Below are 13,135 nucleotides of genomic sequence, written 5' to 3'. Positions count from 1 at the left end.
TCCCGGGGTGTCGGTGTGGTGTCGGCCCTGAAGCGTGCCTTCATGTGATCTTGCGTGGTGCCGCGGGTGCCAAGCGTGCCACCGGCGGTAGCGGTGCGTGCTGCGGTGAGGCTTGGAATGCCTGGATCACGAGCGCGGCGAAGCGCCGGGAAGCCGCCACTCGGGCGGCTTCCGATGTGGTGTGGATACCCCTGTTGGCCATCAGCATGAGAACCAGGTCGTCCAGGACGAAGTCGGGGCGCAGATGGCCGGCGTCCTTGGCGCGGTGAGCCAGTTCGGCGATCGACCTCAGCGCGTATTCGCGCTCCGCGACGAAGTCCATCGCATCGGGGAAGGTCGCCATGAAGGCTTCGGTGAAGCCCCGGCTGCGGGCGTGCAGCTCACAGGTCCTCTCGATCACGAGGCAGAAGCCGCGCCACGGATCCGGCTCCGCATGCCCCTCGTCGACGATGGCGCGGCATGCGCGCATCTCGTCCGTGAAGGCTTCGGTGGCCAGCATCTGCTTGGTCGGGAAATGGCGGTACAGCGTGGCGGGGCCGACCCCGGCGTGCCGGGCGATCTCCCGCATCGGCACCTTCAGCCCTTCGGTGGCGAACAGCGCGCGGGCCGCTTCGAGGACGCGTTCCCGGTTGTCCGAGGCGTCGGAGCGCAGGGTGTGAGGCAAACGGTCGGTCACGGCTCTCACTTTAGCCAAGTGGACGGGGGCGTCCGTTAGCGTCCCTCGGGCCGGTTCCGATCGATCCCGTCGATCTCACCGATCCTGCCGATCCCACCGACCCCATCGAATCCAGAGCAAGGAGACGACCTTGAAGGCAGTCGCGATCCAGGCGTTCGGACCTCCCGAAGGTCTGGCAGTGATCGACCTCCCCGTCCCGACTCCCGCCGCCGGACAGGTGCTGATCGCCAATGAGGCGATCGGCGTCGGCGGCTCCGACGCCGTGATCCGCCGCGGGACCCTCGCCGGCTACGGCTTCAAGGAAGGCCATATCCCCGGCAGCGAGGTGGCGGGCACCGTGACCGCGGTCGGCGACGGCGTCGATACGTCATGGGTCGGTCAGCGCGTGTGGGCGTTCACCGGCGTCAACGGCGGCTACGTCGAACAGGCGATCGCCGCGGTCGAGGAGGTCCTTCCCCTCCCCGCGGGCCTCTCCGCCGTCGACGCGGTGACGCTGGGGAGCTCCGGGATTGTGGCCCACTTCGGCCTGTCCCATGCCCACTTCGCTCCCGGCGAGTCGGTGCTGGTGCGGGGCGCGGCGGGCAGCCTCGGGATCATGACGGTCCAGCTCGCGGCGCGTGGCGGTGCCGGGGCGGTGGCGGTCACGACGTCGTCGGCCGAGCGTGGCGACCGGCTGCGCAAGCTCGGCGCCACCCATGTGCTGGACCGCTCCGGCGAGGGAGGCGACGACGCCCCCTCCGGCTACGACGTCATCATCGACATCATCGCCGGTGCGGACATGCCGTCCTTCTTCGCCAGGCTCAACCCGAACGGTCGCATGGTGGCCGTCGGCGCGGTCGGAGGCATGCCACCGGCGGACTTCGGTATGGCGATGATGGCGGCGTTCCAGAAGTCGATGTCGTTCGCCGCCTTCAGCGCCGCCACCGTGGCCGAGCCCGATCGACGTGCCGTGCGGACCGAGCAGTTCGACGCCGCGAGCCGCGGCGAACTGCATGCGGTGGTGCATGAGGTGCTGCCATTGGAGCAAGCCGTACTGGCGCACCGGAAGATGGACACCGGCGAGGTGTTCGGCAGGATCGTGCTGACACCGTAATCCGCGATGCGATACCGGCGACCGTGGGACACGTGGCATCGTACCTACCCCGGGGGAGCTACCCGGCCAGGTGTAGGGAGAGTGCGTGGAGTCGGTGAGCGGGCAGGGCGACGGCGGCACGTGGCCCACGGGGCTGGCCGAGGCGATACGCGCCACCGCGGCCGATATCGCCGCCACGCTGCGCGGCGCATCCGACACCGGGGCTCCGGTGCCCGGGTCGCGGTGGACGGTCGGGGAGGCGGCGGCCCATCTGGCCCAGGCCAATGAGCTGATGGCGCACCTCGCGGACGGGAAAGAACGCGGCTACGGGGACGGCACACCGCAGGGGCTGGCGGAGGCGAACCGGCGCGCGCTCGCCGCGTTCGCCGAGCGCCGGGCCGAGCCGCTGGCCGCCATGATCGTGGAGCAGGCCGACGCCTTCCTCCAGTCGGCGGCCCGGCCCGTGTCGCATGCGTCACACGGCGAACTGGTCACGCCGATGGGCCCGATGAGCCTGGACGTACTGGGCTCGTATCTGCTGACCCATATGCTCGGCCACGGCTATGACCTCGCCCGTGCGCTGGGCCGCCCGCACATGCTCAACCGGGCCCGGGTCGAGCTGACCCTGCCCTTCCTGATCACGGCCATGCCACGGGTGCTCGACACCACGGCCGCCGCCGGGTTCACCGCCCGCTACGCCATCCACCTGAGGGGTGGCGCCTGCTTCGGCGCCACCTTCGCCGACGGCGCGGTGACCGTCACACCGGGCCCGCCGAGCCGCGCGGACTGCACCATCCTCACCGAGCCCGTGGCCTTCCTCCTGATGGCGCTGGGCCGCCTCGGACCGTGGAGCGCCGTCGCCAGGGGCCGCGTCCTCACATGGGGCCGCAAGCCCTGGCTCGCACCCCGCTTCCCCACGCTCTTCACTCCGCCCTGATCCACCCCGTGGCTCAGGTGGCGCAGGACGGGTGACCCCAGCCGTCGGGGTTCTTGCTGATGCTCTCGCCCTTGGCGTAGGGCGTACCGCAGCGGCACCGGCCGGGGAACTTCGCCTTGATGGACCCCTTCGAGCCGGTGCTCCGCTGTGCGCTGGTGCCCCTCCCCCGCCCTTGCGCCGCCGCCGTACGCGGGCGTGCCGCGCCACCGCGACCGGCCGAGCGTGTCGCCGTCCGGGCCTCGGGCGGTGGCAGGGCGGAGCCGAGCGAGGTGCCCGCGGGCTGCTGGGTACGGGCCGTGTGGCTGGCCGCCCGGTCGGCGGCCGCGTTGAACGGGTCGCCGTCGATCTGGTGGGCCGGAACGTAGACGAACTCCACCGTACGGCCGTCCAGCAGCTCGTCGATGCGCATCACCAGCTCGCGGTTGGCCACCGGCGACCCCGAGGCGGTCTTCCACCCCTTCCTGCGCCACCCGGGCAGCCATGTGGTGACCGCCTTCATCGCGTACTGGGAGTCCATGCGCACCTCCAGCGGCATGCCCGCGTCGGTGGACTCCAGCAGCTCTCGCAGCGCGGTCAGCTCGGCGACGTTGTTGGTCGCGGTGCCCAGCGGCCCGGCCTCCCAGCGCTCCACCGCACCGTCCGTGCCCGCGATGACCCATGCCCAGGCCGCGGGCCCGGGGTTTCCCTTCGATGCCCCGTCACACGCGGCGATGATCTGTTCAGCCATACACCGATACTGCCAGCTCCGCCGATCCGGCCCGACGGCAGACCCGTCGGTCGGCCCTCTCCGCACCCCCGGGGCGTTCACCGGATTCACTCTGAACGGGCACATCGCGTACACACGTTCGGGCGTCACACATGCGAGTCTCCGAGAGCTTGTGCCTTGAACGTCCGTACTCGCGGCGCCAGTTGGCGGTCCGGGTACTCGTCTCGGAGAGGACACCCCCCACATCATGTCCACTCATCGCCCGCGCCGGTCACGGCGCCTTCCCCTGCTGGCCGTCGTGGCCGCGGCCGGTGTGGCCGCCCCTTCGGTCGCCGCCGCCGACACACCGGCCACGGCGGACACCACCCGGCCCACGGCCACGGCCGTACAGGCGCCCGACGACTACTACCAGGACGCGACCGGCAAGAGCGGCCCGGAGCTGAAGGCGGCGCTGCACACGATCATCAGCGAGCAGACCAAGCTGTCCTACGACGAGGTGTGGGACGCGCTGAAGTCCACGGACGAGGACCCGGACAACCCGTCGAACGTCATCCTCCTCTACTCCGGCCGCTCCCAGGCCAAGGACGCGAACGGCAGCAACCCCGACGACTGGAACCGCGAGCACGTCTGGGCGAAGTCGCACGGCGACTTCGGCACGGCCACCGGGCCCGGCACCGATCTGCACCACCTGCGCCCGGCCAATGTGAAGGTGAACAGCACCCGCGGCAACAAGGACTTCGACAACGGCGGCGAGGAGGTGCCCGACGCCCCGGGCAACCGCACCGACGACGACTCCTTCGAACCGCGTGACCAGGTCAAGGGCGATATCGCCCGGATGATCCTCTACATGGCCGTCCGCTATGACGGAGACGACGGCTTCCCCGACCTCGAGCCCAACGACGAAGTCGACAACGGCTCCGCGCCCCACATCGGCCGTCTCTCCGTACTGAAGAAGTGGAGCGCCGAGGACCCGCCCGACGACTTCGAGAAGAACCGCAACGAGGTCATCTACGACAGCTTCCAGCACAACCGGAACCCGTTCATCGACCACCCGGAGTGGGTCGACTCCATCTGGAAGTGATCCAGCTCCCGGCCCCGCCCCCCCCTGCCCCGGCTCGAAGTCGCGCCGGGGCAGGGGCGCCGGTCCTGTGGCAGGCAGTCCTCGTGCGTATCCTTCTGCCGCTGCCCGACCGGGACTTCGACGTCACCGAGGTGGCCGTGCCCTGGAAGCTGCTGACCGACCTCGGCCATGAGGTGGTGTTCGCCACCGAACACGGTGACGGCCCACCCGCCGCCGATCCGCTGCTGCTCACCGGAGTGCTCTTCGGGCAACTCGGCGCGGAGCCCGAGCCCAAGAAGTTCTACGAGCAGCTGACCGGCGACGCCGCCTTCCGCCACCCCGTGGCGTTGGGGGGACCTCCGGCCCGAGGCGTATGACGGGCTGCTCCTGCCCGGTGGCCACGCGCCCGGGATGCGCCAGTACCTCGGCTCCGACCTCCTGCGCGAGAAGATCGCGGAATTCTGGCGGCTGGACCGCCGACGGCGACTACCTCTGTGCTCGTCGTCGTACGCGCCGATCTCGGCGAGGTCCATCAGCGACCGCCACAGTCGGTGGCCATTGACGGTGATCGTGTCGGGGGTGGGGCCGGTCATGTGCTGTCTCCCGAGAAGGGTCGGACGGGCCCGAGGGTGGTCGGGTGCGGAGGGGTTTTCATTTTGTCGGCCTCGGTGGTGGCGGCGGGGTTGGCGGCGCTGCCCTCCGTGCTCAGCAGCACCACGGTGGAGGCAGGGCGGAGGCCCAGTGCGGCGCGGCGCTCGTCGGCGTCGTCGCCGGTGAGCGCCGCGCGCAGCCCGGCGAGCGAGGCGGCGCCGCAGGGGCCGCTGGAGATGCCGAGCCGGGCGAGGTCACCCGCCGCGCGGGCGCTCGCGGCGTCGGGGACGGCGATGGCCGCGTCGAGCCCGTCGCGCAGATGGGGCCAGGCGATGCTGGAGGGGGTGCCGCAGTTCAGCCCGGCCATGATGGTCTCGCCGGTGGTGACGCTGACCGGTTCGCCACGTGTGAGGCTCTCGATGACGCACGGGGCGGCCGTGGGTTCCACCGACAGCAGCGCCGTGGGCGGCCCGGCCGGGCGGCTGCGGTAGTGGGTGACGACGGCGTGGGCCAGCGACCCCACGCCCACTGGGATGGCGATGAGGTCGGGTGTCCCGGCTCCGGCGGCCGCGAGTTGTTCGTCGATTTCGGCGCAGAGGGTGGAGTAACCCTCGACGATCCAGCCCGGTATCCGTTCATAGCCGGGCCAGGCGGTGTCCTGGACCAGGAGCGCGTCCGGCGCGGCGGCCGCCTCGGCCGCCTGGCGCACGGCCTCGTCGTACGCGCCGGTGACCCGGGAGACCTCCGCCTCCTCCGCGGCGATGGCCGCCACGGCCTCAGGATGGACACCGCGCGGCACGAAGATCCGGGCACGGTGGCCGAGCAGGCGTGCCGTCCGGGCCACGGCCCGGCCATGGTTGCCGTCGGTGGCACTCACCAGGGTGACGGGCACGGTGGCATCGCCGCGTGCGGCCCGCGCGGCGAGCGCGCGGTGCACGGCCCAGGACGCGCCCAGGGCCTTGAAGGCGGGCAGGCCCAGACGGCATGACTCGTCCTTGACGAAGACCCGCGCGATCCCCATTTCAGTGGCCAGCGGCGGGAGTTCGGTGAGCGGGGTGGGGGCGTACCCGGACAGGGAGGCATGGAAATCGCGTACCCCGGTGGGGGCGGGCGGACAGGTCCAGGCGCGGGCGGCGGGCCGGGCGAACCACGGCGGCTCGGCGGTGGAGGAAGCGTATGCAGGCACGTAGCCAGCGTGCGGCCCGCACCTCTCGTCGGTCCAGCGAACGCCACTTCCCTGACCGATCCGACCGGCACCCTGCGCATCGCCTCGTTCCAGACGGCCACGCCCGCCCTGGTGCCCGGCGTGCTGAGCCTGCTGCGCGACCTCCACCGCGGCCTTCGGGCGCACGTCACGCAGATGCCACCGGAAACGGCCCTCCCCGCGCTTCAGGCCCGCGATTTCGGCCTGGTCGTCGCCGAGGAGTACCCGGACCGCCGCCGCCCTGCTCCCCAGCCTCGTATGGAACGGAGCGCCCCCGACCGTCCCGGTGCGACAACTCCCCCGCGGCCAACGCACCCGCCGTGTCTTCACCGCGGTACGCCGGGGCCGCAGCCGGCACCCAGCGATCGCGGTCTGCCGCCACGCGCTGCGGCAGGCGGCCACGAACGTGGCCACCTCGGCCGAGGTGTGAAACGAAACATCGTCGGCCCCGACCGCGGACGGTCGGGGCCGACGGTCAGGGCCGACGATGAGTGGGTTCGGGCTCAATTACCCTTAGTCGTCAACGCACTTGGGGTACTTCGAGCCACGGTTGCAGTCGTGGTAGTCGTACTTGCTGACCCGGAACTTCTTCTCCTCGCCGCCCTTGGCCGGATCGACGACCAGGTAGAACTTCTTCCCGTCCTTGACCTTGTCGGTGACTGTCCCATCAGGGCCCCGGTCAAAGTCCTGCGCGCACCCGGCGAGTGTGAGGGCTGAACATGCCAGGAGGGCAAGGGCAAGGCGACGCATGTCGTGCTCCGATCAACGTGAGGATTGGGAGACAGTGTAGGGGGCATCGGATCATGGTCCGGCCAGGGGTGGCATTCGCTCATACGCGGGGAAACGCCTGATGGATGGCGGCGGTGCTGGTGGGCGAGGATCCCGCCTCGGCCACGTATGTCCGTATGAAGCGCGCCCGTTGCGCCAAGGAGGGGCGATGTGCTTCGTAACAGCGGGACTCCCCGTGGCTGAACCGCTCGGCCGCCGCGTTGGGCTCCGGGCCGGAACGGTCGCCCCACAGGATCCTGGAGCGGCGGTGGCGCACGATGGCGTCGACCACCGGCCACGCTCCGAACGTGGCCAGTACGATGCCCACCGCCCCGAGCATTGGGCCGGGCAGCGCGGGGGCGTTGCCGCCACCCCGCGCCCAAAGGAGCAGACTCGCGCCCACCGCCGTCGAGCAGCCCACGAGCAGCAGATGGCCTGTGAGCCGACCACAGGGGGCGCCCTTTCGGACGCCCCCTGTGGTTGGTGGCCCCCGTGGCCAGGGCCGGTGACTAGGGCCGGATATAAGGCCGGGTGATGATCTCCATGTTGTGGCCGCCGGGATCGTCGAAGTACGCGCCACGGCCGCCGAAGAGCCGGTTGATCCGGCCGGGGTCGGTGTGGTTGGGGTCGGCGTAGTAGGTGACGCCGACCGCTTCCAGGCGGGCGATCATCGCGTCGAACTGCTCGTCGGGCACGAGGAACGCGTAGTGCTGGGGCTGTATGGGCTCGTCGCGCTTCTCGTAGTAGTCGAGCGTCACGCCATTGCCGAGATCGACGGGCAGAAACGGGCCGAACGGGGCTCCGACCTCCACCCCCAGAATCGCGGCGATGAACTCGGCGGACAACTGCCGGTCGTGGGCGTAGACGGCGGTGTGATTCAGCTGGACGGCGGTAGCCGGGGGCTCGGAGTCGTGCTGGGGCCGGGTGTGGTGTGGCATCTGTGGTGGTGTCTCCGCATCGTGGAATCCGCTGGAACAGGCGCCACATACGGGCGCCAGGAGGAAGGACACGGAGGAAGGGGCGGGCCTCGGGCCCGCCTCGGGCTCACGCCGAGGCCGGGCGCCTCACTCGTGCGTGGCCCATGGCCGACCCGGCAGTCACCTTGCCGAACTTACCATCGACGGTCCGACTCCGTGCGCCGTCCTCGCGTGCGCTGGAGCTGGACCCGGCCGCGTCCGCCCGGCCGGGGATCGACGGCGGCGACATCGACACCAGCGCGCGCACACCGCTGGAGGCGATACGCGTGCTGATCGAACGCCACTGGCGCGACCTCGCCGACGACGACGGGGGCGCGGACCACATGGCCGCCCGGCGTCACGGAGACCGCGCCGGAGCGGCCCGTGCACCGCGCGCCCGGTGGCTTCCGGTTCGCCCAGGCCCTGTACCGCTTGCTCGACGACCCGACGGGTTCGGCCAGGCTCGCGGAGGGCGCCCGGCGGCGCCTCGCGCACGGAGACCCGGCCGAGGCGCTCGCGCTGGGCCGCGATCTGCACTGGGCGTCGGCCGGCGACCCCATCAGGGAGGCACTGGCGAACGAGCTGCTGGTCGGCGCCTACCAGGCGCTGGGCCGATCCTCCCTCGCGGGGATCGCCCAGGCTCATCACGACCACCGCCACCTGCCCAACGTCATCGTCCTCGACTCTCGCCAGGGGGTGCCCGACGCATCGTGACGCCGGTGGGCTGCTCCCCTCCTCGCCCCTTCCCCTCGCCCGGGGCTCCGCCCCAGACCCCGGGGGCCAGGGGCGAAGCCCCTGCCACGCGGCCGCGGCGGAGCCGCATATCGACCCGGCGGGAAGGGGCGGGAGGGGAAAGCATCAATATGCGGCTCCGCCGCGTGGTCCGCCGGACATCCCGTAACACTGGACCGCGCACGCCCCTCCCCCGCGCCACGGAGCCGCGAGCGCCATGTCCGATTTCCGCCAGCACACCTCCCCTCCCAGGGCGCACAGTGGAGGTGTGATGAGCGACGACAGCAGGTACGAGGCGGTGTGCAGCCGCGACGCGCGGTTCGACGGCGAGTTCTTCTTCGGTGTCGCCACGACCGGGATCTACTGCCGGCCGAGCTGCCCCGCCACCACGCCCCGGCGCAAGAACGTCCGGTTCTTCCCCACCTCCGCCGCCGCGCAGGGCGCGGGGTTCCGGGCCTGCCGCCGCTGCCGGCCGGACGCCGTGCCCGGCTCCGCCGACTGGAACGCGCGGGCGGACGCCGTCGGCCGCGCCATGCGGATGATCGGGGACGGGGTGGTGGACCGGGAGGGGGTGTCCGGACTCGCCTCGCGGCTCGGGTACAGCGCCCGGCAGGTGCAGCGGCAGCTGACCGCCGAGCTCGGTGCCGGGCCGGTGGCGCTCGCCCGCGCCCAGCGCGCCCACACCGCGCGGATCCTGCTGCAGACCACCGCGCTGCGGGCCTCGGAGATCGCGTTCGCTGCCGGGTTCTCCAGCGTCCGGCAGTTCAACGACACCCTGCGCGAGATCTACGCCGCCACCCCCACCGAACTGCGCGCCGCCCGGCCTGAGAAGTCCTCCCGGTCCGGGCCCGCGGGGGCGCCCGGCGGGGTGCTGGGAACCAACGGTGGGACCAATTGCGGGACCAACGGCGGAACGGCCGGGGTGCCGCTGCGGCTCGCCTACCGCGGTCCGTACGACACCACGCAGGTCTTCGACTACCTCGCCCGGCGTGCCCTCCCCGGCCTGGAGGAGATGGTGGGCGCGCCGGGCGCCCGGACCTACCGCCGCACGCTGCGGCTGCCGCACGCCTGCGCCATCGTCGAGGTCGACGAACGGCCCGGCGACGGCTGGCTGGAGTGCCGGCTGCGCCTGACCGAGCTGCGCGATCTGACCACCGCCATCCAGCGGATCCGGCGCCTGTTCGACCTGGACGCCGATCCGTACGCGGTCGCCGAGCGCCTCGGCGCCGATGCCGCGCTCGCGCCCCTGGTGGCCGCGCGGCCGGGGCTGCGTTCGCCGGGCACCGCCGAACCGCATGAGCTCGCCCTTCGCGCCGTGCTCGGCCAGCAGGTCTCGGTGGCCGCCGGGCGGGTGCTGGGCGATGGGCTGGTCGCCGCGTACGGCAAGCCCCTGGAGCGGCCCGACGGCGGCCTCACCCATCTCTTCCCGCGCGCGGAGGACCTGGCCGAGGCGCCGCTCGCCGAGCTCGGTATGCCGGAGAGCCGACGCGCCACGCTGCGTACGCTCGCCGCCGCGCTCGCGGACGGCACGGTGCGGCTGGACGCGGGCGCCGACCGCGACCGGACCGAGAAGGAGTTGCTGGGGCTGCGCGGCATCGGCCCCTGGACATCCGGGTACATCCGGATGCGGGCGCTGAGCGACCCCGATGTGCTGCTGGAGTCGGATGTCGCCGTACGGGCCGGGGCCCGCGGCGCCGGGGCGCATCTGGAGGACTCCGAGGGCTGGCGGCCCTGGCGCTCGTACGCCATGCACCACCTCTGGAACGCCCCGCGGCCCCGGTCCGCGTGATCTCGCCGGGAAACACCCGCAGGGAAACACCCGCCGAGCGGCACCGCGCCCGCGCCCGCCAACTCATCGCCGCGAACGTACCGATGACAGCGCGGTGAGGTCGATGACCCCGGCGTGAAGAACGACGACCCATTCTGAAACCCTGGTCCGCCGCCGCTTTACGGCCCCTTTATGCCGCTGAGAGCGTGCGCAGCGAGCACTCTCGACGAGCGCGAGACGAGCGCGAACTGGGGGAGATCGTCAATGGGACACAGGAGAGGCCGCGTTGCCCAAGGGATCCTCGGTGTCGGGGCCCTGCTGGGCGCGCTGCTCGGGATTCCGCAACAGGCCCACGCCGATCCGGCGCCGCCTCAGCCGACCGTCTGCAAACCGTGGGTGGTCATCTCCGCCTATGGCGCGGACGCCTCGGCCGGGCCGGGTGCTCCCTGGGGCAGCCCGGTCAACAGCGAGTACATCGGCGGGATCACCAAGGCCCTGAAGGCGAAGGGCATCGGCACCGCCGCTCGTGATCCGGACGGCAATCCGCGGGCGGACGACGCCGTGGACATCCGCAATCTCTCCTACCCCGCGAACGCGTTGCAGTACTGGCCCTGGGAGCCGGGTTACAACGAGTCGCTGAGGCTGGGGAAGGAGAAGCTCGCCCAGGAGGTGAGCTGGTACAACACCACCTGCGGCAAGGGCACCAACCTCATTCTGCTCGGATACTCCATGGGCGCCCACCTGATGAAGCAGGCGATGCAGGATCCGCTGCTCCAGGCCAATCAGGAGGCCGTGGCCGCCGTGGTGAACGTCGCCGATCCCAGCCGGAGCAACGGCCAGGCCGGAATGGCGCAGAGCGGCCAGACGCGGACCGTGACACCGGACTTCACCCCGGCCGAGGCCCAGGCGGCCGACGGCGGGCTGCTGCAGCGGGCCACCGTGCCGGAGACCTTCTCCGGCTTCCTCGGCGACGGCCGGTACCACGACATCTGCCGCACGGACGACCAGTTCTGCAACCGCCCCGGTCAGACCCTGCCCGGGGACTGGGTCGACATCGCCAAACGGGCCGCAGACAGCGAGGGGCCGCACGGCGACTACGCACGCGGCGCCGACTCCACCGGCGCCCAGGCGGTGGAATCCGCGCTGACGCACCAGGCCGAACGGAACACCGTGCCCCCGGGGCCGCCACCGGCCCCCGGGACCGGGGGCACCAACCCGCCGGACACTCCACCGCCCCCGCAGGGGCGGCCGGACGACCCTCCGGCGCCGCCGAACGACCCGAACGACACGTCCTGCGCACCGCACGGCGACACCGACGCGACGGGCGCCGCGGCCATCAAGGAGGCGTGCGCGGTGGTCGGGGCCGACACCTGGTACACCTGGGGCGGCGGCCACGGGGTGAATCCGCCGGGGGCCACCTTCGGCCATGTGGACTCCTCGGACCCGGAGCGGAGCGGAGACGACCCGAACCGCAGGGGCTTCGACTGCTCGGGGTTCGTCCGCTACGCGTTCTACAAGGCCACCGGCTATGACGTGCTGGGCGACCGCACGGCGGAGCAGATGTACAACGCCTCGTGGCCGGTACGGATGACAGCGGGACAGGGCGAGGGCGCGCTGCGCCCCGGCGATCTGGTGTTCTTCGGCACCGCGGGCAATATCCACCACACCGCGATCTATCTGGGCAACGGGCAGATCGCCGAGGCGCCGCAGTCCGATGAGAAGATCCGGGTGGCCCCGCTGCGCAGCCATGACGACTACACCGGTGCCGTGCGGATCAGTGGCGCGGGTGGTGGCGGCGGCGGTGACGCGCCCCATTCCACCTGGGGCACCAATGTCCGCACCCACGCCCAGCCGTCCGTCGGCTCGGCGGTGCACTCCACCTTCCCCGGGCCGACGGGGATCCGCGTCGACTGCCAGCGGCGTGCCGAGCGGGTCACCTCCGAGGGCTACACCAGCGATGTGTGGTCGCGTCTGCCGGACGACGGCGGCAGTTGGGTCAGCAACATCTATGTGAAGGGGCCGGAGTGGCTTCCGGGTGTCCCGGAGTGTGAGGGGGATCCGGGCCAGGGCGGTCCGCCCGGTGACGGCGCCGGATCGCAGCGCCAGACATGGGGCACCGATGTCACCCTGCGCAGCGGACCGTCCTCGAAGGCCCAGGCGACGGACGCGCTGGCGAAGCCGACGACGGTGCGCGTGGACTGCCAGGCGCGGGGCGGGGAGGTCACCGCGGACGGTGTCACCAACAACGCGTGGGCCCATCTGCCGGACCGCAACGCGTGGGTGTCCAACATCTACATACGGGGCGGCGCCTGGCTGGAGGGCATTCCCGAATGCGACACCGACCGGGGCGGGGGCTACGGCGACAACGTCGACTTCCGCAACACCTGGGGCGATGACGTACGGGTCCACCAGGACCCCGCACAGGGCTCACCGGCCGTGACCACGCTTCAGGGCCCCAGCCAGGTGCGGGTCCAATGCCAGGTCCACGCGGAGCAGGTGACGGCCGAGGGCTACACCAACGACGCCTGGAGCTATCTCTCCGACCGCCAGGGATGGATCAGCAACATCTATCTCAAGGGCGGTGCGTGGCAGGACGGTGTGCCGCTCTGTGCGCCGGGCAATCCACCGCCGGGGAGGTGAACGGGGTCAGCCGACCACCGCCAGG

The 13,135-nt window shown here is 71.8% G+C and carries 13 protein-coding genes and 1 pseudogene; 8 read left to right on the top strand and 6 right to left on the bottom strand.

Going from position 1 to position 13,135, the window contains the following annotated elements:
• Positions 1-40 precede the first annotated feature (40 nt).
• Positions 41-676: a TetR/AcrR family transcriptional regulator gene (locus tag ACZ6TD_RS44300; protein ID WP_471347394.1), complete on the bottom strand. Its 636-nt coding sequence runs from the start codon at positions 674-676 to the stop codon at positions 41-43.
• 130 nt (positions 677-806) lie between these two features.
• On the opposite strand from ACZ6TD_RS44300, the gene ACZ6TD_RS44295 reads away from it, so the two are divergent.
• Both ACZ6TD_RS44295 and ACZ6TD_RS44290 read left to right on the top strand, forming a co-directional pair.
• Positions 807-1,769: a zinc-dependent alcohol dehydrogenase family protein gene (locus ACZ6TD_RS44295; RefSeq protein WP_471347392.1), complete on the top strand. Its 963-nt coding sequence runs from the start codon at positions 807-809 to the stop codon at positions 1,767-1,769.
• A gap of 85 nt (positions 1,770-1,854) precedes the next feature.
• Positions 1,855-2,685: a maleylpyruvate isomerase family mycothiol-dependent enzyme gene (locus tag ACZ6TD_RS44290; RefSeq protein WP_471347390.1), complete on the top strand. Its 831-nt coding sequence runs from the start codon at positions 1,855-1,857 to the stop codon at positions 2,683-2,685.
• Positions 2,686-2,698: 13 nt separating this feature from the next.
• On the opposite strand, the gene ACZ6TD_RS44285 is transcribed toward ACZ6TD_RS44290, so the two are convergent.
• Positions 2,699-3,412, bottom strand: a complete 714-nt coding sequence (locus ACZ6TD_RS44285) for a ribonuclease H family protein (protein WP_471347388.1) — start codon at positions 3,410-3,412, stop codon at positions 2,699-2,701.
• Between the two features lie 226 nt (positions 3,413-3,638).
• On the opposite strand from ACZ6TD_RS44285, the gene ACZ6TD_RS44280 reads away from it, so the two are divergent.
• Together ACZ6TD_RS44280 and ACZ6TD_RS44275 are read left to right on the top strand one after the other, a co-directional pair.
• A complete protein-coding gene (locus tag ACZ6TD_RS44280; protein WP_471347386.1) occupies positions 3,639-4,472 on the top strand; it encodes an endonuclease I family protein in 834 nt (277 codons plus the stop codon).
• Positions 4,473-4,555: 83 nt separating this feature from the next.
• Positions 4,556-4,828 (top strand): type 1 glutamine amidotransferase domain-containing protein, encoded by a 273-nt coding sequence (locus ACZ6TD_RS44275; protein ID WP_471347385.1) that lies wholly within the window; start codon positions 4,556-4,558, stop codon positions 4,826-4,828.
• A gap of 212 nt (positions 4,829-5,040) precedes the next feature.
• Here the strand turns inward: ACZ6TD_RS44275 and ACZ6TD_RS44270 are convergent, their stop codons facing one another.
• Entirely contained in the window at positions 5,041-6,228 is a 1,188-nt protein-coding gene (locus ACZ6TD_RS44270; RefSeq protein WP_471347383.1) for a diaminopropionate ammonia-lyase, read from the bottom strand.
• 42 nt (positions 6,229-6,270) lie between these two features.
• Here ACZ6TD_RS44270 and ACZ6TD_RS44265 point away from each other — a divergent pair.
• Positions 6,271-6,676 (top strand): annotated as a pseudogene (locus ACZ6TD_RS44265) (LysR substrate-binding domain-containing protein); the annotation flags it as partial.
• An 83-nt stretch (positions 6,677-6,759) separates the two neighbouring features.
• Here ACZ6TD_RS44265 and ACZ6TD_RS44260 read toward each other — a convergent pair.
• The 3 genes from ACZ6TD_RS44260 to ACZ6TD_RS44250 all read right to left on the bottom strand — a co-directional run bounded on the left by ACZ6TD_RS44260 (position 6,760) and on the right by ACZ6TD_RS44250 (position 7,952).
• Complete coding sequence (locus ACZ6TD_RS44260) at positions 6,760-6,996, bottom strand: hypothetical protein (RefSeq protein WP_086885525.1); 237 nt, start codon at positions 6,994-6,996, stop codon at positions 6,760-6,762.
• A gap of 79 nt (positions 6,997-7,075) precedes the next feature.
• Complete coding sequence (locus ACZ6TD_RS44255) at positions 7,076-7,342, bottom strand: hypothetical protein (RefSeq protein WP_471358873.1); 267 nt, start codon at positions 7,340-7,342, stop codon at positions 7,076-7,078.
• Between the two features lie 181 nt (positions 7,343-7,523).
• The gene (locus tag ACZ6TD_RS44250) at positions 7,524-7,952 is read right to left on the bottom strand and encodes a VOC family protein (protein WP_471347381.1); all 429 of its coding nucleotides are present in this window, start codon (positions 7,950-7,952) and stop codon (positions 7,524-7,526) included.
• 402 nt (positions 7,953-8,354) lie between these two features.
• Here ACZ6TD_RS44250 and ACZ6TD_RS44245 point away from each other — a divergent pair, with 402 nt between their 5' ends.
• The 3 genes from ACZ6TD_RS44245 (at position 8,355) to ACZ6TD_RS44235 (ending at position 13,110) form a co-directional block, all read left to right on the top strand.
• Positions 8,355-8,684, top strand: a complete 330-nt coding sequence (locus ACZ6TD_RS44245; protein WP_471347379.1) for a hypothetical protein — start codon at positions 8,355-8,357, stop codon at positions 8,682-8,684.
• A gap of 289 nt (positions 8,685-8,973) precedes the next feature.
• A complete protein-coding gene (locus tag ACZ6TD_RS44240) occupies positions 8,974-10,491 on the top strand; it encodes an AlkA N-terminal domain-containing protein (RefSeq protein WP_471347377.1) in 1,518 nt (505 codons plus the stop codon).
• A gap of 243 nt (positions 10,492-10,734) precedes the next feature.
• The gene (locus tag ACZ6TD_RS44235) at positions 10,735-13,110 is read left to right on the top strand and encodes an NlpC/P60 family protein (protein ID WP_471347375.1); all 2,376 of its coding nucleotides are present in this window, start codon (positions 10,735-10,737) and stop codon (positions 13,108-13,110) included.
• Positions 13,111-13,135: the final 25 nt, after the last annotated feature.

Source organism: Streptomyces yongxingensis, from assembly GCF_055597465.1.
The sequence above is the reverse complement of the archived record's forward strand: the minus strand, read 5'-3'. Positions and strand labels throughout refer to the sequence as shown.

What these genes read in the sequence shown, in the direction of transcription:
- ACZ6TD_RS44280 (WP_471347386.1), top strand. Translation starts at nt 3,639, where the DNA reads ATGTCCACTCATCGCCCGCGCCGGTCACGGCGCCTTCCCCTGCTGGCC.
- ACZ6TD_RS44285 (WP_471347388.1), bottom strand. Translation starts at nt 3,412, where the DNA reads ATGGCTGAACAGATCATCGCCGCGTGTGACGGGGCATCGAAGGGAAAC.
- ACZ6TD_RS44240 (WP_471347377.1), top strand. Translation starts at nt 8,974, where the DNA reads ATGAGCGACGACAGCAGGTACGAGGCGGTGTGCAGCCGCGACGCGCGG.
- ACZ6TD_RS44235 (WP_471347375.1), top strand. Translation starts at nt 10,735, where the DNA reads ATGGGACACAGGAGAGGCCGCGTTGCCCAAGGGATCCTCGGTGTCGGG.
- ACZ6TD_RS44260 (WP_086885525.1), bottom strand. Translation starts at nt 6,996, where the DNA reads ATGCGTCGCCTTGCCCTTGCCCTCCTGGCATGTTCAGCCCTCACACTC.
- ACZ6TD_RS44250 (WP_471347381.1), bottom strand. Translation starts at nt 7,952, where the DNA reads ATGCCACACCACACCCGGCCCCAGCACGACTCCGAGCCCCCGGCTACC.